Here is a 21,181-nt window from a genome sequence, read left to right as displayed (position 1 = left end):
CGCTTGAAATATTTGGAAATATTCACTGCCGGCACTGCTGTATCTATGCGGCGATATCCGCCTCGTTCCAGGGAGAACGCCGCATGAGACGCCCGAGCCTCAACCACTGCTACCGCCTCGTCTGGGATCGCTGCCGGCAATGCTGGCTGGCCACCGCCGAGATTACCAAGGGTCGAGGCAAATCCAGTGCAAGACTCAAGCCGCTGGCCGCCATCATCTGCACCTCCATGGGATTGCTGACGCAGGCGCCGCTCCAGGCAGCCGACCTCTGCCCCGGTCCCGGCACCAACACCATCAGCACGGCTGTCACCGGCGGTGGCGGTGACGCCTGTTACATCAGTGCCGGAGAAAACCTGACGGTCGAAGCGGGTGGTTCGCTGGTGCTGCCCGGCCGTGCACTTGATGTGGATTCCGCCACCTCCGGATTCATCAACAACAGCGGCCTCATCGATGGCAATGGCAACAGCAGTATTTTCGTCGGTCCGGGAAGCACCCTCACCGGTGGTCTCGTAAACTCCGGCACCATCGAGGGGGAATGGAACAGCATCCAGATCAGGAATGCCGGCGTCGACAATGGCATCGCGAACAGCGGCACCATCCATGCGGTGAACTTTCATGGCATCGCCATGGACATGAACGCCAGCATCGATGGCGGCATCAGCAACACGGGCACCATCTCGGCCGCCAACGGCGATGGCATCCAGGTAGGCGTTTACGACCCCTTTGACCCGTTCTTCTCGAGCGGCGCCACCATCAACGGCGGCATCGTCAATGGCACGGGCGGCACCATCAGCGGCAGTGACCACGGCATTCTGGTGCAGTACAACACCAGCGCGATCACGGGTGGCATCGTCAACCGCGGCACCATCGAGGGCGGCAGCTATGCGATCTACGTCGCCGACGATGCCGCACTCGATGCCATCACCATCGAGGGCAACGACACCGCCCGGTTCGACCTGAATGTCCATGCCATCAATACCCCGGTCACCGTCGCCAATGGCGCCACCTTCACCCTGATCGACGGCAACCACTTCGAGGTGCAGGGCTTCACCAACAACGGTACCCTGAAGATCGACGCCGGCAGCGCCGCCACCATCACCGGCAACTTCACCAACAATGGCACCTTCCGTACCCAGGTGAGCGATACCCAGGCGGGCACACTCACGGTCAATGGCAATGCCACCCTGGGTGGCTCCCTGTCGGTGGATGCCAGCACCCTGACCGCCGGCCACAGCTGGGCTGGTAACCGGATCAGCATCATCAACGCGACCAGTCTAAGCGGCACCTTCGCCAGCTACAGCGACAATTCCCTGTTGTTCGATTTCACGCCCGAGTATTTTGCCGACAGGCTCGACATCGTCTTCACAGCCAGTGGAGGTGGAAGCGGTGGCGGTGGCACCACCGTGCTCGACGCCGTGGAAAGCACTGGCAACACGCCTGCCACCGGCGCGGCCACCGTATTCGACGATCTGATTGCGGACTTCTCCGGCGGCGGCACCACCGGCAATGCCGGCATGGACGCAGTGATCACGACCTTCGCCGGCTTCACCACCGAACAGGAAACCAGCAATGCCGTGAGCCAGACCCTGCCCTTGCTCACCGGCGCCAACCCCATGGCCGCCAGTGCGGCACTCGGCAACATCAGCGGGATCGTACAGGCAAGACAGGCGCAGAATAGCGGGCTGAGCGCCGGCGACGACTTCCATGGCGACCGCAAGGTCTGGCTGAAACCCTTCGGCTCCTGGGCCGATCAGGGCGACCGCAACGGCGCTGCCGGCTACGAGGCACGCCCAGGCGGTCTGGTCTTCGGTGCTGATGCCACCGTCTCCGATTCGACCCGCCTGGGCGTGTCTCTGGCCTATGCACGCACGAATGTCGAAGGAAACGCCGACGCCGCACCCAGCGAGTCGGATATCGATATCTACCAGCTAATCGGCTATGGCAGTTACGCCCTGACTCCGGATGCAGAACTCAATTTCCAGATTGGTATCGGGCAGAACAAGAACGAGGGCCTGCGCGGGCTGCCGACCTTCGGCCTGACGGCCAGCAGTGATTACACGAGTGATGTCGTCACTGCCGGTATCGGCTACGGCCGAAGCATCCGGCTGGATGAAGATACCCGCTTCATTCCCTCGACCCGTGCCAATTACACCTGGATCCGGGACGAAGACTATACCGAGACCGGGGCAGGCGCCCTGAACCTCTCGGTCGACAGCCGCACGACCGACGAACTCATCGTTTCTGCCGATGGCAAGATCGTCCACGACCTCAAACCGGATACTGCAGTCACCGCCAACCTCGGCCTGGGCTACGACCTGCTCTCCGAGCAGACAAGCGTAACTTCCGCTTTTGCCGGCGCACCGACTGCCACCTTCACCACCGAGGGCCTGGACCCGAGCCCCTGGCTCGCACGCGGCGGTCTCGGCCTGATCCGGTCGACAGCCTCCGGCCTGGAGGTCACGGCACGCTACGACGCGGAATACCGGGCAGACTTTCTCAACCAGACCGCGAATATCAAGCTGCGCTGGGCATTCTAGCCCCCCCTGCCAGGCCACCCACGCGCATCCGCCGTGGGTGGCCTGACTCACCGTGACCTGACGCCAAGACCACACGGACTTCATATATGATCCACCGATGAAGCCGCCATTTCTCATCCTGTTGACGTTGATGCTCGGTGCATGCGCCGTCGTACCGCCCCCACAGGCACGTACCGAGCATGCGGACAGGCTGGCCTATGCGGCCGGCTGGTATCGGGATACCATATCGGCGGGCGACTTCACGCTGGTCAGCTACATGCCGGCGATTTTTACATCCCAGGACAGCGTGACGATATACATCGAGGGCGACGGCCTCGCCTGGACCAGCCGTGACACGCCGTCGAACGACCCGACCCCGCTCAACCCCCTCGCATTGCAACTGGCCCTGAACCATCCTGAAGGCAACGCCGCCTATCTCGCACGGGCCTGCCAATTTGTGGCTGCCGCTCCTCGCGACTGCCCGCGACGCTACTGGACGGACCAGCGCTACGCAGCCGAAGTGATCGAGGCCATGAACCAGGCCGTGGATGTCCTCAAGATGCGATTCGGGGCAAGCCAGGTGATACTGGTCGGCTATTCGGGTGGAGGGACTGTCTCGGCACTGCTGGCGGCACGCCGGACAGACGTCAGGCGGCTGGTCACGGTAGCGGGCAATCTCGATCATGTCCGCTGGACGACGTATCACCGGATCAGCCCGCTACGCGGCTCACTGAACGCGGCAGACCAGGCCATGATGCTGAAAGCCGTCGCTCAAACCCACTTCGTCGGCGGCGCCGATCGCGTGGTGCCGCCGGCGCTCGCCCGTCAATGGCCCAGGGAGATCCTCGGCGGGCGCGCGGAAAATCTCCACGTCCTGCCCGGCTTCACCCATCACTGCTGCTGGACAGGGGAATGGCAGAGACTCATGACGAGTCACTGAACCGACACACCGGGGCCCTGGTCGCTGGCTGCCTGGCCGCGACATTCGGAACGCCCAGCTGAACCACCGATGGAAACATACCGTCTCACGGCTCAGTGGGTTGATATGAATAGAGACAGTCGGAATACATCCGTGCGGCGATACTAGCCGGCTACCTCCAGGCGGTCCGCCTGGCGTACGCGCTTCTGTTCGTACATGCGTTGATCGGCCACCTCCAGCAGGGCCTGAGACGTCTCGCCATCGGCCGGATACAGGGCCATGCCCAGGCTCGCCTCCAGCGTGAGCCACTGACCTGCCACCTCCAGCGGTTCCTCGATCTCTGCCGTGAGATCGGCCTCGACGCACGCGGCCGCGTCGCGGTCGCTCACCAGGGTGAGGATCACACCGAACTCGTCCCCACCCAGCCGGGCCACCGTGTCGGCCTGCCGCAGGCTGTCCACCAGACGCGTGGCCAGCGTCCTGAGCGCGATGTCGCCCACGCTATGCCCGTGCGTGTCGTTGATCTGCTTGAGGCCGTCCATGTCGACGACCATCACGCCGAAGCCTCGTCCATCGCGACGGGCCTGGCCGATGGCATGCCGCAGGCGGTCATGGAACAGGGCCCGATTGGCCAGGCCCGTGAGTTCGTCGGTGGTGGCACGACGGAAGAGCTCGTCCTGGGAATAGCGCTCCGCGTTGTACATCGCGGCCGCGATCAGCTCCGACATGTAGAGGAGTATGCGTGCATCCTCCGCACCGAAGGCCGACGGCTCGCACGACATCACCTTGAGCACGCCCACCGCCTCGCCCGCATGGATCAGCGGCACCACGATCATGGAACGCAGCCCGACCTTGCGGCAGGCCTCGCGGTCCACCCGTTCATCCGTCTCGGAATCGTCGCAGTACAGCACCCGGGCATCCGTCACGCACAGCCCCGAGAGGCTGCTGTCGCGCTTCAGGCGCAGGCCGTGCAGGTGATCGGCAATGCCCGTCACCGCGGCGTACACCATCTCGTCGTCCTCGAGCAGCTCCACCACCGCCCCGTCGGCACCGGTCATGGCCTGCGACTCGCGCGCCACATGGGCGATGATGCCCTCGAAGTCCATGCCCAGCTTCGCCACCCCGGCCTGCGCCGCGATGATCCGCTCCAGCTGGGCTGGCGAGAGCGGCACCTTGCGCGTGGTTTCGGGCATGCGGGCATCCTCAGTCTGGCGGACGGTCTGGCGATAGTAGCACTCGCGGCAGGTACGAGCGCAGTTTGTATACGGTGGGTACTGCCCGGGAATCCCGGTATCATGATCAAAGGTTATGACAGACTCACAGGACATCCGCCACAACAACGCCCCTCCGCTGCTGCAGACCACTGCCGCAGCGGATGCCATCGAGATGGCAGACCTGCAGGACGAGCTGCAGCTCGAGTGTCATCAGGTCGATGCCGGGCGCTTCACCGGCAGCCTCACCCGGCTCACACTCGGCGATGCACGGATCGTGAACGAGACCCACGACCGCGGCCTGCACAAGCACGGTCATATGCCGGCCGGCCAGTGCGCGATCTCGGTGTTGCTGGAACCCAGCCCGCAGGCCTGGTTCATGCACCACGGGGCCGACGGGGACTCCCCCCTGTTCCTCCTGGCGGGCGACACGGAATTCGACCTCTACGTACCGGGCGGCATGGAGACGCTGTATCTGGCCCTGGACCAGGCGGACCTGATCCGCGACGCCCGCCAGCTCGACCCGCAGGCCTGGGAACACCCGCCCGAGGGACTCGCCTGTCTCGGCAGCACCGCACGGCGGGGCTTTATCCAGGCCCTGCGCACCGCGCAGCACCTGGCCCGCCAGCTGCCGGAGATCGAGGCCGCCGTGCTGCACCAGGGCCTGCAACAGGAGATCACACTTCTGCTGGGACAGGCGGCGACGGTACGCAGCAGGCCGCTGCGTGCCCACCGGCAGCGCGCCCGCAAGCTACGCATCCTGCGCGAGGCCCGCGCCTATATCGATGCCTGCCTGGACCGGCAGCACAGTCCCGGCATCGTGGAGATCTGCGCCCAGCTCGGCGTCTGCGAACGCAGCCTGCAATACAGCTTTCGCGACCTGCTGCAGCTCACACCCGTGGCCTATTTGCGCGGCCGGCGCCTGCACCGCGCACGCCGCGATCTGCTCGCCACTCCGCCCGGCACCGCCACCGTCACCGCCATCGCCCTGCGCTACGGCTTCCTACACCTGGGCAAGTTCGCCCAGGACTACCGCCGCCAGTTCGGCGAACGCCCCTCTACCACCCTCGTCCGCCTCCCGCGCTGAACACCACCAGGCCGTGCGGATTTGTGATAGACCTCACAAATCTCGCCCGGTAGGCTGTGCCGAAGGCGCAGCGTGGTGGCCCCGCCCCGCGCACAAGAAAAACAACAGCTTGAAGGGGATACATCGACATGACCCAACGTACCCGCCGTCCGACGGGCAGCACCCGGCACCAGGTAGAAAACCGCAACAACCATCATCCGGCGGCAGGACGCCACGGGGCAATGCTTCTCGCCAGCCTGGCTGCGATCGCCAGCAGCGCTACCGGCTGGGCCGCCACCTACACGGTCAATGACGGCGACACACAGACCATCAGCGGGCATCCGGATGAGACACTGGAAAAAAACGGACTCGGCACCCTGATCGTTACGGGCAGCAACAACCATCGCGTCATCTGGCTCAACCAAGGCACCCTCATCGTGGATGGTGGTACCTTGCTGCCAGACAGCTTGGCCCTCTCCCCCATATACATGGGTAGCGGCACCGATTTTATCGTGCAAAACGGCGGCGAGGTGACCGCGGGAGTGGTTTATATAGAAGATGACAGCTGGATTGATGTCAGCCGCGCCACCATCACCGGCACCGGATCCACGCTAACCAGCACCAGCACCATCTATGTGGGTGGTAGCAGTCCCGGTGAACTCACAGTAGCAAACGGCGGGCATGTTGCAACTGGTCCTGACTACTTCCTGTACCTCTATCCGGATTCGCGTATCAACATCGGCGATGGTAGCGCCGCCGGCAGCATCACGACCGAGAGAATCTACGCGTCCGGCGTCGGGCAAGGTATCGTCAGCTTCAACCACAACGAGACCAGTTACATCTTCGCTGTCCCCATGGATGATGCGGAGGGTGGCCAACTCGCCGTCGAGCACATCGGCAGCGGCACTACCATCCTCACCGGCATCAACACCTACACCGGCGGCACCACCGTCAGCAACGGCACGCTGCAGGGCGACAGCCACAGCCTGCAGGGCGACATCCTTAACAATGCCAGCGTGGTCTTTAATCAGGGCACCAACGGCCACTACACCGGGGAGATGACCGGCAGTGGCGGCCTCACCAAGACCGGTAGCGGCAGTCTCACCCTCACCGGCACCAATGGCTACACCGGCAACACCACCGTCAATGCCGGCATTCTCAACGTCGATGGCAGACTGACCGCCAGTACCACCACGGTCAACAGCGGCGGCACCCTTGGTGGCAGGGGCACCGTGGATGGCGTGATCCTCAACGGCGGCACCCTTGCCCCCGGCAATTCCATTGGCGTCCTCACCGTCAGCAGCGTGGATTTCAGTGCTGGCGGCACCTACGCGGTGGAAGTGGATGCAGCGGGCAACAGCGACCGGCTCATGGTCTTGGGTAACGCCCTGCTCACCGGCGGTACCGTGCAGGTGCTGGCAGAAAATGGCAGCTATGCACCCAGCACCGACTACACCATCCTCACCGCCGGTAGTCTGACCGGTCACTTCGACTCGGTGAGCAGCAACCTTGCCTTTCTCGATCCAAGCCTGCGTTACGCTGCGAACAGCGTCTACCTGCGCCTGACCCGCAACGACATCCGCTACGACAGTGTGGCCCAGACCCCGAACCAGCGCGCGGTCGCGCAGGGCATACAGCAGATCCAGGCGAGTGGACCGGACGCCGGCCAGCAGTTGCTACTAGACAACCTCAACACCCTGAGCCCGGCCGGTGCCCGCCGCGCCTATGACAGCCTCTCCGGCATCCAGCACGCCGGGGGCCACGCCCTACTGCTGGCCAGCAGCCAGCAGTTCCTCAATCACCTGTCCCGCCGCAGCCACCTGCTGGCCGCGCAGCCGGGCGTGCGCAGCCAGGCCGGCACCGCCGCCCCCGTGCAGCTTGCCTTTGGCGGTGACCTGGGCGCGCTGCAGCTGGCCATGGCCGGACCTGCAGTCGTGAGCCTGGGGGAGGCCGACGGCAGCGGCCTGTGGATCACCCCGCAGGCCGGTGTAGGCAGGATCGACGACACCACCAATGCCGCCGGATTCGACTACCACCATTACAGCGTATTCGGCGGTGCCGACCGCTGGCTGGATGCCCGTCGCCTGGTGGGCGCGGCCCTGGGCTACACCCGCACCGACGCCGACCCGGACGACGGCGACCTGCGTACCGACAGCCTGGACCTGGCCCTTTACGGCCGCTGGCTCACCGACACCCAATACCTGGACGCCAGCATCGGCAGCAGCTATCACCGCAGCGAGAGCAGCCGGCGCGTCACGGTTGGCGGCTTCGACCGCCTGGCCAGCGCCGACTACGATGCCTACGGCCTCAGCCTGAGCACCGAAGTCGGTCACACCACCTACACCAGTGCGACCGACCGCATCACGCCCTTTGCCGGCCTGGCTTATGCCTACCTGAAACGCGACGGCTTTAGCGAGGACGGCGCCGGCAGCGCCAACCTGGTGGTGGACGGCGAGACCGAGGCCTCACTGCGCTCCCGCCTCGGGGTACGCGTACAGACCCGCTACACCACCACTGCTGGTCGCGAATTCGACTGGGACCTGGAGGCGGCCTGGGCCCACGAGTTCCAGAATCGAGGAGCCAGCCTCACCGCCGGCTTCGAGGGTGCCACCACCATCTTCACCGTCGACGGGCCCGACCTGGACCGCAACCGCATGCAGCTCGGCCTAGGCCTGCACACCGCGCTGGATGATCAGCGCCTGCTGCGCCTGGGATATGTCGGCGAGATCGCTGGCTCCGACAACCGTCACGCCCTCAGCGCAAGCTACCGCATGACCTGGTAAGGCCCCGCCCGGCAAGCGGGTCTCCAGGCGCATTGACACGTCAACACAGCCCATATCTGTACATACTGTATAAGAAAACAATCGCCGCCCGGCAAACGCCGTGGCGGCTTTTTCATTAAATCCTCATCTCGTCAACCCACTGTACAAGTACTGTACAACTATTATACAGTACATCTGCCTGCCCCTCACCACAGGCCGCCACCCGACAGCGAGGACCGACGATGATCTTCAACAAGCGCCTGCACAGCGAACTGGCCGCCTTCCAGGAGGCCCTGGCCGACGCCAATGCCGTCTTCGACGCCATCAAGGACTCGGTGGCCTATATCGAGTTCACACCGCAGGGCGAGATCATCGATGCCAACCAGCACTTCCTCGACGCGGTGGGCCATACACGCGAACAGCTGCGGGGGGCACATCACCGCCTGTTCTGCGATCCAGGCCATGCAGGCTCGGCCGAGTACCGGGAGTTCTGGAAGCGGCTGGCGCGCGGCGAATCGCATGCCGGCACCTTCCCGCGACGCCGGGCCGACGGCAGCCGCCTGTGGCTGGAGGCGACCTACTTCCCGGTGCGCGATGCACAGGGCCGGGTGACCCGGGTGGTGAAGATCGCCGCGGACATCACCGAGAGACACGAACAGCTGCAGGACCAGCAGGCGGTGTTCGACGCGCTGGACCGTTCCATGGCGGTGATCAGCTTCACCCCTGCGGGCGAGATCCTGGACGCCAACCGCAACTTCCTCGAGACCGTGGGCTACCGCCTGGACGAGATCCGCGGCCAGCATCACCGGATGTTCTGCGACGATGCCTTCTATCGCGAGAACCCGGGCTTCTGGGAACGGCTGGCCGAGGGGCAGTTCATGACGGGCACCTTCCGCCGCTTCGACTCGGATGGCCGCGAGATCTGGCTGGAGGCCAGTTACAACCCGATCCTCGACGCGGAAGGACGCACCACGAAGGTGATCAAGTTCGCCAGCGACATCACCGAGCGCGTGCAGGCGGCCAACAAGACCCAGGATGCGGCTGCCGTGGCCTACTCCATGGCCCAGCAGACGGCGGACAACGCCCGGCGCGGCGCCAGCTCGCTGCGCGCCTCGGTGGAGACCTCGGAACAGATCCGCGCGCACATCGCCGAGACCAAGGAAGTGATCGACAGACTCACCAGCGAATCCCGCAATATCGAGAGCATCGTCGCCACCATCAGCAACGTGGCCGACCAGACCAACCTGCTGGCCCTCAACGCCGCCATCGAGGCCGCCCGCGCCGGCGAACAGGGCCGCGGCTTCGCCGTGGTCGCCGACGAGGTACGCAAGCTCGCGGCCAGCACCAGCACCGCCACCGCCGAGATCGCGCGCGTCCTGCACGGCAACCTGGAATACACCAGCGAGATCGCCACCCGCATCGCGAACGTCCGCGACGTGGCCGAAAAGGGACAGGAACAGGTCACCTCCGTCGAGGCCCTGGTCGCCGAGATCCGCGACGGCGCCACCCACGTCGTCGACCTCGTGTCCTCCATCCCGCGGAGGCAGGACTGATTGGAATCACTGTAGGCGCGACGGAAACCGCGATGCCCATGGGGCCGGGGCAGTGTCATCCCTCTCGCGCCTTGCAGCGCTCCTACGAAGCAGCAGCGTGCAGGCTGGATGGTTGACTGAAGTTGCAGGTGACCGTTGCAAGCCACCCAGGAGTGTCGTGAGGAGTGAGGAGTGAGGAGTGAGGAGTGAGGAGTGAAAGTCTGCTCGCCACAGAGGTCACAGAGTGCACAGAGAAGAACATGACCGGTTCGCCTCTGTGATCTCTGTGACCTCTGTGGCTGAAATGCCTTTATAGCGCGATGCCCAGGCCTGACATCGTGCAACCCCCTATCGCGCCTTGCGGCGCTCCTACGAAGCTGCGTTGGCTGACGTCGCAAGTCAAGACACGGCGGGCGTGGCCCGCCCTATGGTTTCATGCCACAGAGGGCACAGAGAGAGACGGGGGGGGGCTCGAAGCCGAGCGCCCTCGGCGATTGTAGGAGCCGAGCCCTCTCGGCGATCAGCCTCGGTGCCAAATCCCCATCGGCCAGAGGGCTGGCCTCCTACATTTCCGCACCAAACACCGGCATTGTGGGAGCCAGGCCCGGCATGGGCATCGCGACTTGCGATGACCGCCCGGATCACTCTCCGGCCACCACGGCATCCCGGCCGCCCTGCTTGGCGCGGTACAATCTCTCATCGACCGAGTGGATGAAGGCGACCGGGTCATCACCGGCACCCGGGATGATCGTCCCCACGCCCATGCTCACGGAAAGCACCGGGCAGGCCTCTGATTTCTCGTGGGGAATCTGTAACTTGAAGATCTGGGTCCGGCAGCGCTCGGCCACCTTTCGGGCGGACTGGGCATCCGTCTCGGGCAGCACCAGTACGAACTCCTCGCCGCCGTAGCGTGCCACCAGGTCGCGGGCACGGGTGGCCGCCGCCCGCAGAGCCTGGCCGACCCGGCGCAGGCATTCGTCACCCTGGATGTGCCCATAATGATCGTTGTATTCCTTGAAGAAATCGATGTCGAGGATGATCAGCGAGAGCGGCTGGTGATGGCGTCGTGCCTGCTCCCATTCCAGCTCCATGAGTGCGTCGAAGCGGCGGCGGTTCGCCACCCCGGTGAGGCCGTCCTTGAAGGACAGATCCTCCAGCTCCTTTTGCAGGGCCGCGAGTCTCTCCTCGGTCTGCTTGCGCTCGCTGATGTCGAACATGAAGCCCACGAGGCAATCCACCTCGCCATCGTCCCGGCGCACCACGTGCACCACGTCGCGTATCCACACGTAGCGGCCGTCCTTGGTCAGCGCGCGGTAGTCGGCCTCGTGATCGGTACCGTTCTTCGATTGCGAGACGCAGAAGTTCACCACCTCGTCCCGGTCGTCCGGGTGCATGCGTTCGGCCCAGTCGTTCACGCTCACCCAGCTGTCCGGTGGCCAGCCGAGCAGTTGCTCGATCTGCGGACCGATATAGGCAAACTGCATCGTCTCCCAGTCGATCTTCCAGGGAATCGCCCGGGTGGATTCCAGCAGGGTCCGGTAGACCGTGCTCTCGGCATCCGTTTCGCTCATTCCTTACCTCGCGTTATCCGGCGCAGATTTCGGCATAGTCGGCGCCCGTCAGTGCACACAGGTCATCGGCCGCCAGTTCGATCTCCAGGCCACGGCGACCGGCACTGACATAGATGGTATCGAAACCGCCGGCCGATGCATCGACGTAGGTCGGCAGGCGTTTCTTCTGCCCCAGCGGACTGACGCCGCCCAGCACATAGCCGGTGCTGCGCATGACCTCCGCCTTGTCCGCCATGGCCGCCTTCTTCGCCCCCGCCGCCCTTGCCAGGCGCTTCATGTCGAGCGAACAGGCGACGGGGATCACCGCCACGACGAGCCGGCGGGTATCGAGTTCGACGACCAGGGTCTTGAATACCCGTGCCGGCGGCAACCCGAGCTTTTCTGCCGCCTCCAGGCCGTAGGCGGCGCTGGCGGGATCGTGGGCATAGCTGTGTATCTGATGGCTGATGCCCGCGGCCCGCGCCTGTTCCACCCCGGGCGTCATGCCGCATCGCCCGCGGCGAGCTGCGCCTCCAGAACGGCCAGTAGCTGATCGCGTAGGGCATAGACCTCCTGCAGCCGCTCCACTGCCCTGCCCGTCTTGCCGACATCGTGCAGGGCACACAGCTCGGCTGCCAGCACATGCACCTGGTGATGCAGCTGCATCAGCTTGCGGAAGGACGGCTCGCCCTGCTGCCCGGAACGTTCCAGCCAGGCACCGAAGCGGCAGAGATGCTCATCCAGCGGCGGACGCGCCGTGAGCCCGGCGGTGAGTGCGCTGGCGAGCTGCTGCACCCAGGCACGGTGTTCGACACCGGCATAGAGCAGCGGCATGCGCTCGCGACTGAGGGGTTCCAGTGCCGGCCAGTGCGGCTCAGGCTGCCAGGCGGCCTGCCAGGCCGGCAGCTGCTCGGCCGGCATGGGCCGGGCGATGCCATAGCCCTGCGCCAGTTCGCAGCCGATGCGCAACAGCATGTCGCCATGCGCCACCGTCTCCACCCCCTCGGCGATCACCTGGCGGCCGAACGCACCGGCCAGACCCATCACGCCGTCGAGTATGGCGAGGTCGTCCGGGTCATCGAGGATGTCGCTGACGAAACTGCGATCGACCTTCACGATGCCGGCCGGCAGCTGCTTGAGATAGGTGAGCGAGGAATAACCGATACCGAAGTCATCCAGCGACACCGCCACGCCCAGCGCGCGGCACTCGGACAGCAGGCGCGAGACGTGGGCAAGCTCGCCCAGGGCACTGGTCTCCAGCACCTCCAGCTCCAGCGCGGCGGGATCGATCTGCGGGTATCTAGCCAGCTGCGTCTTCAGGCGCTCGACGAAGTTGCCCTCGCGCAGCTGACGGGCGCCGATGTTCACGCTCAGCGGCATCTTCAGGCCATCGGCCTGCCAGCGCGCCATCTGGGAAAGCGCCGTGTCGATCACCCAGTCGCCCATCTCGACGGCCAGCGGGTCGTCCTCCAGGACGGGGAGGAAACTCGCCGGCGGCAGGAGTCCACGCTCCGGATGCTGCCAGCGGATCAACGACTCGGCACCGATCACCTCGCCGGTACGCATGTTGACCTTCGGCTGGTAGTAAAGCACGAACTCGCCGGCCCGCAGGCCGCTGCGAATGCGGTCCAGGCTTTCGTGATGCGTGCGCACACTGCGATCGAGATCGGCATCGAAGATGTGGTAACGCCCCTTGCCGGCGAGCTTGGCCTGGTACATGGCCTGGTCCGCCTGGCGCAGCAGCTGATCGGCCTCGATCGGCTCGACCTGCGGGTAACTGGTCACACCCAGACTTGCCGTCACGCCCAGCGAGAGGCCATCGATCACCACCGGCCGGGAGGCGGCATCGAGCAGGCGCTGCAGCATCGGTGAGCTCGCGGCCACGTCATCCAGATCGGGCAGCACGGCGACGAATTCGTCACCGCCCAGCCGCGAGAGCGTATCCCCCTCACGCAGCACGCCCTTCATCTGCCGCGCCACCTCCATCAGCACCCGGTCGCCGGTGGCATGTCCATGCCGGTCGTTGATGGCCTTGAATCCATCCAGGTCGAGATAGACCACTGCGAGATGCTGTGCCCGGCGCTGCGCCTGGGCCATGGCCTGCTGCAGGCGGTCGGCCAGCAGCACGCGGTTGGGCAGGTTGGTGAGCGCATCGTAGTGGGCGATGTGCTCCAGCTGCTGCTCGTGCTCCTTCATCGGCGTGATGTCGGTGGAGATGCCCAGCAGCCCGACGATGGTCTTGTCGTCCGTTTCGTCGTAGATGGGACTCTTGATCTCCAGATACACACGCCGCTGCCCATCGACATCCACCACCTCGATCTCCTCGGTGGTGCGCTCGCCGGTGAACACGCGTGCATCGATCTGCCGCAGCCGGTGCACCGTGGCCGGCGGGAAGAAGTCCCTGTCGTGGCTGCCCGGCAGGGTCTCGCTGGTGCAGCCGAAGAGCTCCAGGGTGGCGCGGTTGGCGTAGAGGTAACGGCCGGCATCGTCCTTCATGTAGACAAAGGACGAGAGGTGATCCATCGCCTCGCGGAAACGCCGTGTGTCGGTGAGTGCACGGCGCAGCAACAGCTCATCCTGTTTGCGTTCAGTGACGTCACTGATGAAGCCGTACCAGGTGACCGAGCCATCCGGTTCCCGGTGCGGCAGTGCATCGCCGGACAGCCAGCGCTCGGTGCCATCCTTGAAACGCACGCGGTATTCTTGCCGCCACGCTGTGAGGCTACGGGCCGATTCCTCGATCGAGGCCAGCACCCCCGCCCTGTCCTCCGGATGCAGGATATCGAGCACAGCCGAGGCATCCTCCTGCACCGATTCCGGACTGACGCGATAGATCTTGCGGATGGCCTCGCTGGCATAGGGGAAACAGGCGCGTCCGTCCGGATAGAGCCGGTATGCGTACACCATGCCGGGCACGCGGCTGGCGATGGTCTGCAGGCGCGTGAGCAGTTCCTCCCGCGAGCGTTCCAGCGCCTTGCGCTCCGAGATATCCGAATTGATCCCCAGCATGCGCAATGGCCGACCATCGGCATCGCGACTCACCACCACACCACGATCCAGCATCCACTTCCAGCTGCCGTCCTTGCACCGGAGTCGATGTTCGCTGGTGTAGAACGGCGTCCGGTCATCCAGGCAGGCCTGGATGTTGGCCTGGGCGGCATCCAGATCGTCGGGATGCACGCGGCTTTTCCATTCATCCAGCCCATCGCCGATCTCGTCCTCGGCGTAACCAAGAATCGTCTTCCAGCGCGCGGAATAGAATACGGTGTTATCCGTCAGGTCCCAGTCCCACAGTCCGTCGCCCGACCCGTCGATGGCGAAACGCCAGCGGAACTCACTCGCGCGCAGCTCCGCCTCGCGCTGCTTGAGCGTCTCGGTGAGCTGATTGGCAATCGCGACGGCACGCGCCTGGGTATTGGAAAGGGAGAGGATCAGCCCGAACAGCAGGCTGCTGAGCGCCAGGCCACTGCCCAGGGTGGACCAGACCCCGGTGTAATCCACACCCGTGGCAGGCCGCAGGTGATCGAATACCAGCAGCCATTCCCGGCCGTTGAAGTCGATCACCCGGGTCTGCTGGAACAGGCTCGGCTGCTCGTCGATCCCGCCATCGTGATTGCGAAACAGCAGGGCCTCGGGCGATGCATTCCAGCCGTCGTAGATGCTCAGCCCCACCGCCTCGCCTTCCAGCAGCTCCCAGTCCCCGAGGATGCCGCCCATCAGGTCGCCCATGCGGTACGGACTGTAGGCCCAGCCGATCAGGTGCTTGCGGCGCTCGGCCAGGGTGTCGACCCGGGCCTCGTCACGATAGACCGGCACGTACATCAGCGTGCCGGCCTGCACGTCGGCGTCGATCTCCTGCTTGAGCAATACCCTGCCGGTCAGCGCCGCCCGCCCGGTATCGCGCGCCTGTTCCATGGCTGCCCGGCGCACGGGCTCGGAGAACATGTCGTAGCCGAAGGCCGCCTGGTTGCGTGCGTCGAAGGGCTCGAGGTAGACGATGGCCGAATAGACCTCGCGCGGACCGGGCGGGAACACGCGGTACTCCGGAAAGCCCTCGGCCCGCACCCGGGCGACATGCGCCTCCAGCGCCTCGGGGGCGATCAGCTCCGAAAAGCCGATCCCCTGCACGCCCACCACCGTATCGGACACCCGCAGCTTCTCGGTATAGACGCGCCACTCGTCACGGGTGACCTCGTCCGAGGCATTGAACATGCCCGCTGCCCCGCGCAGGGCCATGGCATAGGTGGCCAGCCGTTCCTCGATCTTGATCGTGACCTGGTCGGTGGCGAAGGCGAAATGGGAGACCGCGTCTTCCTCGGACTCGTGCTTGACCTCGTAGGCGAGATACAGGGTGAGCAACACCCCCAGGGACAGGACGACCCAGGCGAGCTTGAGCTGGCGTAGTGCTTTGCGTTTGGGCATGCGGTGTCGGATGCGGGGCTCCGGCAACATTTAATCGTTGTTTTGATTACCAGGGTGAAAGTAACCCAGCCCGCAGGGCATTGCCAGCATGGGATGGCGCGGGGTGTGGCCCGCCTGTCATCAGACAGGGGTGGTGGCGAACGACGGGATGGCTATCCCGTCCACACAAGCTTCAGGAACAGGGCTGCTCCTCGCGCCCGGGCGCCTCGCAGACCTGCGTGTAGACGGACAGCTCGCCGGTCTCGCTGTCCCATTGCTCGTTGTGCGCCACGCGCGAGGCCTCAAGGTCGGAGGCCGCGGTCACCGGTGGCAGCAGGCTGCTCAGGCGCGTGGGGTCGAGCCCCAGGCGGGACTCGTAGATCACCTGGTAGGCCAGCACGCGCCGCACGTACTTGCGGGTCTCGTGATAGGGGATCAGCTCGGCCCAGACGTCGGCATCCATCGCGCCCGTCTGCGGCAGCCACTCGCTCACGCGATGCGCCCCGGCGTTGTAGGCTGCCGTGGAGAGGATGGGATGGCCACCGAAGCGGTCGAGGTTGCGGCGCAGGTAATAGGCGCCGATGGGCACGTTCACCGCGGGGTCGAGCAGGTCGAAGGCGTGACTCAGGCGCAGGTTCACGTGCCTGGCCATGTTGCGCCCGGTGGCGGGCATCACCTGCATCAGCCCCAGCGCCCCGGCATGGGAACGGGCATCCGCCATGAAGGCGCTCTCCTGGCGGGCCACGGCCATGGCCCAGGCGGGGTTGATGCCCTGGCGGGCGGCCTGTTCCATCATCAGGCGCACATGGGCCAGCGGGAAGCGCAGTTCCACGTCGTCGAACTCGCCGGCGCGGGCGGCGGCGAAGATGGCGCGGTCGTGCCAGCCCCAGTCGTGCGCCAGCACGGAGGCGGCCTTCATGTCCTCGGTATCCAGCCCGGCCAGGGTACGCTCCCACTCCCGGCGGGCCTCGATATACCGGCCCAGGGCCAGCCACTCGCGGGCCCGCTGCAGGGCCGGGCGCGCCGCCAGCGCCTGCACCCGTTCGGGCGAGGCGATCAGGGGCCGGTAGCCCAGCCGGTACGGCAGCCCGGCACGGTCGGCGGCGAGAAAGCCGTAGAAATTACGCTCCCCCGCCAGGGCGACATACAGCCCGCGCGCCTCGTCCTCGCGCCCCAGTGCCGCCAGGGCACGCGCCTGCCAGTAGCGCCAGCCGTCCGCCTCGCGCTGCGCCGGGGCCATGGCCTCGATCGCCGTGAGCACCGTCTGCCAGTCACCGGCGGCCAGGGCGGCCCGCACGTGCCATTCGCGCAACGTCTCATCGAACACCGCCGCCGGCAGGGTCTTCAGGTGTGCCAGGCTCCCGGCCCCGGTGCGCAACACCAGGCGCAGGGCCAGGGCCTGTTCCACCGCCAGCACCCGGTCCTCGGACAGTTGCTGCCTCATGCCCTGCTGCCGCCACAGCGGCAGCGTCGCCTGCGGGTCCTGCCGCGCCAGGCGCAGCCAGGCCTGGGTCAGCATCTCGCTCGCCCGGGGATGATCGGTCGCGTCGAAGCCGGCCGTTGCCACCTCGCCGGGGTCGCGATACAGCGCCAGCCAGCGCTGCGCCCAGGCCTGCTCGTCCTCGGGCAGGTAACGCGCGATGTAGCGGGCCCGGCTCGGTGCACCCGCCGCCAGGGCCAGCCCCAGGCGCTGCCAGGCCAGTTCGGGCGTCAGGCCACCGGCCTCGCGCCAGGCATCCAGCACCGGGTTGCAGGCATCGGGCAGCGAATCACCCGTCAGCCAGATCCGCCCCATGTCCGCCAGCGCCTCGTCGGTACGCTCCAGCGCCAGCAGGGCCTGCCGGTGGCGGCAGATCAGCGTGGTGGAGGCCCGGCGGGGCGTGAAGTCCCGCGCCAGGTCGGCCCAGCGCCGCTCGTCCGCCAGGTGGGTCAGCCAGGCATCACGCAGCCGCTCACCATGCGGTGTGTGCCCGTGATGCTCGAGAAACACGCGCACCTCGCGGGCGCTGGCCTGCCCGAGCCGCGACTCCAGGTCCGCCGCCAGCAGGTAGCCATACAGCGGATAATCGGCCAGCCCGGCCAGCCCCTCCTCGAAGGCATCGCGATCCCCCTGCGCCAGCGCCTCCTCCGTCGCCTGGAACAGCGCGCGCTGCGCCTCCAGGGCCGCCGGACCACTGGCCCACACCGGCCCGGCCAGCGGGACGGCCAGCAGGAGGAGCAGCAAGCTGAATGTACGGACTATCGACACATGACCTCCGCGGTGGGCGCATATGCCCTGCCGGGAACGAGTGGTGAACAAACTCATGGGACTGCACACAGACCAAGCTGACGGCCTGCACCCTCTGCCACGAGGATACACGAGCGGGACGTCAGGCCAAGGGGGAAAAACCGGAATTCCGGAAGAGCGGTCACATCGCACTGACCGACCGCATGAGAAGATACGGACGGCGCTGCTGGTGCAGAAACATCCGGCCTTCGACGCCGCACCCGGTTTCAGGCGACGAATCGCTTACCTGGAAAATCTTGCATGGGATGGCAGGGGCTTCAGGTGCTTCGTCCCTGTTGCACACCAGCCTGTCCATATCGCCGCTTGCGCTCCTCGGTATAGTCCCACCACGGCCTGGGTGCCTCACCTGCCATGAACCGGACAACCGAGATCAGCACATCCAACACGCAGGGGTCCTGGCCGCTTCCCGTCGTGCGACACAGGTGCTGATAGAGCTCGAAGGCATCGGCACCGACCAGGTCGTCCGGCGAGCGGATGCCGATCGATTCGAGATGACGCGCCATCACCGGGCCGATGTTCGGCAGGTCGGTGAGTACACGGGTGCGGTTGCGGTCGACCTTGGCGGGATTCATCGTTACAGGTAGCGAGGCATATCGATCAGGTCAGGCAGACCAGCCCGTGTGTGGAAACCCGAACAGACAGGATCAGCGCACATCGACGATCACCGCCCTGCCGTCCCGCTTTTCCAGCTCGATGACCAGTGTCTCGCCGGCCGCCTTGTCCAGGATGTACGTCTCGGGGGTGTGGACGAAGCGTCGGTGGTAACTGGTGCCGGGACTGGCAACCACCTCGCCCGTTTCATCCCGGCACCAGACGATCAGGGCGCCCGCCTTGTCGAACTGGACCTTGTACGGTCCGTCACATTCGCCGCGCCGGGAAGGCACCGCATGATACAGGGTATATCGATCACCCTCGTCTCTCAGTTCCCTGGTCGCCGACTCGATATCGTAGGCAATGCGTGTCGCGGCATCGGTGAAAAAGTCACAGCCGGAGAGCAGAAAAACGGACAGCGCGATGAACAGAACGACCAGACCAAAGGGGGGCTTGCGGCGCAGAAGGATCATTTCGTCCATGAACAGGGTCTCTCGGTGAAATCCATGCCAGTTATTAACACGAGCCGCAGTGCGAGACAAACCGGTGCCAATGGGCGGCCCAGCCCGAAGCGGCCCTGCCCCGGCTGGCGCCACACGGCACCAGCCGGCCTGGCTGGCCGCCAGGCATGCCCCCGGGTTTGTGACCCGTGCGGAAGATTGGTTTAATGCACGGATCCGATTTACCCCTGAACCCCGTTCACCGGTAACATACACACCCGTTTTGTGACTGTCGCCCCGGGCGGAACAGATCGCCGGGGCGGCGATCCGGCAACATAAAGTCCATAAGGAACCAGATTCGTGATCATCCAGCCCAAGACCCGTGGATTCATCTGCACCACCACCCACCCGACCGGCTGCGCGGCCAACGTCCGCGAGCAGATCGACAAGGTGAAGGCCGGCGGCCCCATCGCGAACGGCCCGAAGAAGGTGCTCGTGATCGGCGCCTCCACCGGCTACGGCCTGTCCTCGCGTATCACCGCCGCCTTCGGTGCCGGCGCCGCCACGCTCGGCGTGTTCCTGGAAAAGCCCGCCACGGAAAAGAAGCCGGGCTCGGCCGGCTGGTACAACTCAGCCGCCTTCGAGAAGGCCGCGCACGAGGCCGGGCTGTATGCCAGGAGCGTCAACGGCGACGCCTTCTCCAACGAAGTCCGCGCCAAGGTGATCGAGATGATCAAGCAGGACCTCGGCGAGGTGGACCTGGTGGTCTACTCGCTCGCCTCCCCGGTGCGCAAGCTGCCGGACACCGGCGAAGTGGTGCGCTCCGTGCTCAAGCCCATCGGCGAGACCTACCGCGCCCGCGCCGTCGATACCAGCAAGGACGAGATCATCGATACCGAGGTCGAGCCGGCCACGGAAGAAGAGATCGCCAACACCGTCAAGGTGATGGGCGGCGAGGACTGGGAACTGTGGATCAGCGCCCTGAAGGAGGCCGGCGTGCTGGCCGAAGGCGTGAAGACCGTCTCCTACAGCTATATCGGCACCGACATCACCTGGCCGATCTACTGGCACGGTGCGCTGGGCAAGGCCAAGGAAGACATGGACCGCGCCGCCGCCGCACTCCGCGGGCAGCTCGCCGACCTGGGCGGCAGCGCCAACGTCGCCGTGCTCAAGAGCGTGGTCACCCAGGCCTCGGCCGCGATCCCCGTCATGCCGCTCTACATCGCCATGAGCTTCAAGGTGATGAAGGAACTGGGCACCCATGAAGGCTGCCTGGAACAGATCGACCGCATGTTCCGCACCCAGCTGTACCGGGACGGCGGCCCCGAACTGGACGACGCCCAGCGCATCCGCATGGACGACTGGGAACTGCGCGACGAGGTGCAGAACACCGTAAAGGAGACCTGGCCCAAGGTCACCACCGAGAACCTGTTCGAGCTCACGGACTACCAGGGCTACAAGGACGAGTTCCTGAAACTCTTCGGCTTCGGCATCGAAGGCATCGACTACGAGGCAGATGTCGATCCCGTGGTGGCGTTCAAGCCCGAGACGGTATGATCCGGGATCGGTTTCTGCGCAACAAAAAAGCACGCCGTTCGGCGTGCTTTTTTGTTATGGCTAACGTCCGAGCCGTGGTGCGCGCGGATTTTTGCGCGTCCCTGTTGAGCCGCATTGTTAGAAACGCGCCATGGCAATGCCAATTTCTTTCTCCCTTTTGTTGGCTCTTGATACTTTTTGTTCACTAAATATGAACTGTATTTCTTGATTAAACTACGCTCTTAGTCATCTATGTTTTTTTGCTGTCTTTTGATTAAGAGTAGCGATATACAATTTTCATCCACTCTCCAGCAACGTAAGCTTCCCCGTCAAGTAGACAACCCAAAAGTAGAATCACTTGCCTGCTTGA

Annotated in this window: 13 protein-coding genes; 6 read left to right on the top strand and 7 right to left on the bottom strand. The window is 65.3% G+C overall.

The window, feature by feature from the left end; translation table 11 throughout:
• Positions 1-83: 83 nt before the first annotated feature.
• Together HUJ28_06060 and HUJ28_06055 are read left to right on the top strand one after the other, a co-directional pair.
• On the top strand, positions 84-2,537 hold the full coding sequence (locus tag HUJ28_06060) for an autotransporter domain-containing protein (GenBank protein ID MBD3619016.1): 2,454 nt from the start codon (positions 84-86) through the stop codon (positions 2,535-2,537).
• 97 nt (positions 2,538-2,634) lie between these two features.
• The gene (locus HUJ28_06055; protein MBD3619015.1) at positions 2,635-3,456 is read left to right on the top strand and encodes an alpha/beta hydrolase; all 822 of its coding nucleotides are present in this window, start codon (positions 2,635-2,637) and stop codon (positions 3,454-3,456) included.
• Between the two features lie 143 nt (positions 3,457-3,599).
• Here HUJ28_06055 and HUJ28_06050 read toward each other — a convergent pair whose 3' ends face one another.
• Positions 3,600-4,628, bottom strand: a complete 1,029-nt coding sequence (locus HUJ28_06050; protein ID MBD3619014.1) for a GGDEF domain-containing protein — start codon at positions 4,626-4,628, stop codon at positions 3,600-3,602.
• Between the two features lie 115 nt (positions 4,629-4,743).
• Here HUJ28_06050 and HUJ28_06045 point away from each other — a divergent pair, with 115 nt between their 5' ends.
• The 3 genes from HUJ28_06045 to HUJ28_06035 all read left to right on the top strand — a co-directional run bounded on the left by HUJ28_06045 (position 4,744) and on the right by HUJ28_06035 (position 10,027).
• Positions 4,744-5,733, top strand: a complete 990-nt coding sequence (locus HUJ28_06045; protein ID MBD3619013.1) for a helix-turn-helix domain-containing protein — start codon at positions 4,744-4,746, stop codon at positions 5,731-5,733.
• Positions 5,734-5,861: 128 nt separating this feature from the next.
• Positions 5,862-8,495 (top strand): autotransporter domain-containing protein, encoded by a 2,634-nt coding sequence (locus tag HUJ28_06040; protein ID MBD3619012.1) that lies wholly within the window; start codon positions 5,862-5,864, stop codon positions 8,493-8,495.
• 221 nt (positions 8,496-8,716) lie between these two features.
• The gene (locus tag HUJ28_06035; protein MBD3619011.1) at positions 8,717-10,027 is read left to right on the top strand and encodes a PAS domain-containing methyl-accepting chemotaxis protein; all 1,311 of its coding nucleotides are present in this window, start codon (positions 8,717-8,719) and stop codon (positions 10,025-10,027) included.
• Positions 10,028-10,647: 620 nt separating this feature from the next.
• On the opposite strand, the gene HUJ28_06030 is transcribed toward HUJ28_06035, so the two are convergent.
• The 6 genes from HUJ28_06030 to HUJ28_06005 form a co-directional block, all read right to left on the bottom strand.
• Positions 10,648-11,577 (bottom strand): diguanylate cyclase, encoded by a 930-nt coding sequence (locus tag HUJ28_06030; GenBank protein MBD3619010.1) that lies wholly within the window; start codon positions 11,575-11,577, stop codon positions 10,648-10,650.
• A gap of 13 nt (positions 11,578-11,590) precedes the next feature.
• Positions 11,591-12,061, bottom strand: a complete 471-nt coding sequence (ybaK, locus tag HUJ28_06025) for a Cys-tRNA(Pro) deacylase (GenBank protein MBD3619009.1) — start codon at positions 12,059-12,061, stop codon at positions 11,591-11,593.
• Positions 12,058-15,978, bottom strand: a complete 3,921-nt coding sequence (locus HUJ28_06020; GenBank protein ID MBD3619008.1) for an EAL domain-containing protein — start codon at positions 15,976-15,978, stop codon at positions 12,058-12,060. Before HUJ28_06020 ends, ybaK begins: the two co-directional genes overlap by 4 nt.
• A 172-nt stretch (positions 15,979-16,150) precedes the next feature.
• Positions 16,151-18,205 (bottom strand): transglycosylase SLT domain-containing protein, encoded by a 2,055-nt coding sequence (locus tag HUJ28_06015; GenBank protein ID MBD3619007.1) that lies wholly within the window; start codon positions 18,203-18,205, stop codon positions 16,151-16,153.
• Positions 18,206-18,501: 296 nt separating this feature from the next.
• Positions 18,502-18,816: a helix-hairpin-helix domain-containing protein gene (locus HUJ28_06010; protein ID MBD3619006.1), complete on the bottom strand. Its 315-nt coding sequence runs from the start codon at positions 18,814-18,816 to the stop codon at positions 18,502-18,504.
• Positions 18,817-18,888: 72 nt separating this feature from the next.
• The gene (locus HUJ28_06005; GenBank protein ID MBD3619005.1) at positions 18,889-19,308 is read right to left on the bottom strand and encodes a hypothetical protein; all 420 of its coding nucleotides are present in this window, start codon (positions 19,306-19,308) and stop codon (positions 18,889-18,891) included.
• A gap of 327 nt (positions 19,309-19,635) precedes the next feature.
• Here HUJ28_06005 and HUJ28_06000 point away from each other — a divergent pair, with 327 nt between their 5' ends.
• On the top strand, positions 19,636-20,832 hold the full coding sequence (locus HUJ28_06000; protein MBD3619004.1) for a trans-2-enoyl-CoA reductase family protein: 1,197 nt from the start codon (positions 19,636-19,638) through the stop codon (positions 20,830-20,832).
• Positions 20,833-21,181: the final 349 nt, after the last annotated feature.

It is taken from the genome of Chromatiales bacterium (assembly GCA_014762505.1).
In the GTDB taxonomy this organism is placed as follows: Bacteria; Pseudomonadota; Gammaproteobacteria; order SpSt-1174; family SpSt-1174; genus SpSt-1174.
This window is presented reverse-complemented; position numbering and strand designations above follow the sequence as displayed.

Excerpts from the sequence above, each read along its gene's own strand:
- HUJ28_06060 (MBD3619016.1), top strand. The coding sequence starts at position 84 with ATGAGACGCCCGAGCCTCAACCACTGCTACCGCCTCGTCTGGGATCGC.
- HUJ28_06055 (MBD3619015.1), top strand. The coding sequence starts at position 2,635 with ATGAAGCCGCCATTTCTCATCCTGTTGACGTTGATGCTCGGTGCATGC.
- HUJ28_06050 (MBD3619014.1), bottom strand. The coding sequence starts at position 4,628 with ATGCCCGAAACCACGCGCAAGGTGCCGCTCTCGCCAGCCCAGCTGGAG.
- HUJ28_06045 (MBD3619013.1), top strand. The coding sequence starts at position 4,744 with ATGACAGACTCACAGGACATCCGCCACAACAACGCCCCTCCGCTGCTG.
- HUJ28_06040 (MBD3619012.1), top strand. The coding sequence starts at position 5,862 with ATGACCCAACGTACCCGCCGTCCGACGGGCAGCACCCGGCACCAGGTA.
- HUJ28_06035 (MBD3619011.1), top strand. The coding sequence starts at position 8,717 with ATGATCTTCAACAAGCGCCTGCACAGCGAACTGGCCGCCTTCCAGGAG.
- HUJ28_06030 (MBD3619010.1), bottom strand. The coding sequence starts at position 11,577 with ATGAGCGAAACGGATGCCGAGAGCACGGTCTACCGGACCCTGCTGGAA.
- ybaK (MBD3619009.1), bottom strand. The coding sequence starts at position 12,061 with ATGACGCCCGGGGTGGAACAGGCGCGGGCCGCGGGCATCAGCCATCAG.
- HUJ28_06020 (MBD3619008.1), bottom strand. The coding sequence starts at position 15,978 with ATGCCCAAACGCAAAGCACTACGCCAGCTCAAGCTCGCCTGGGTCGTC.
- HUJ28_06010 (MBD3619006.1), bottom strand. The coding sequence starts at position 18,816 with ATGAATCCCGCCAAGGTCGACCGCAACCGCACCCGTGTACTCACCGAC.
- HUJ28_06005 (MBD3619005.1), bottom strand. The coding sequence starts at position 19,308 with ATGATCCTTCTGCGCCGCAAGCCCCCCTTTGGTCTGGTCGTTCTGTTC.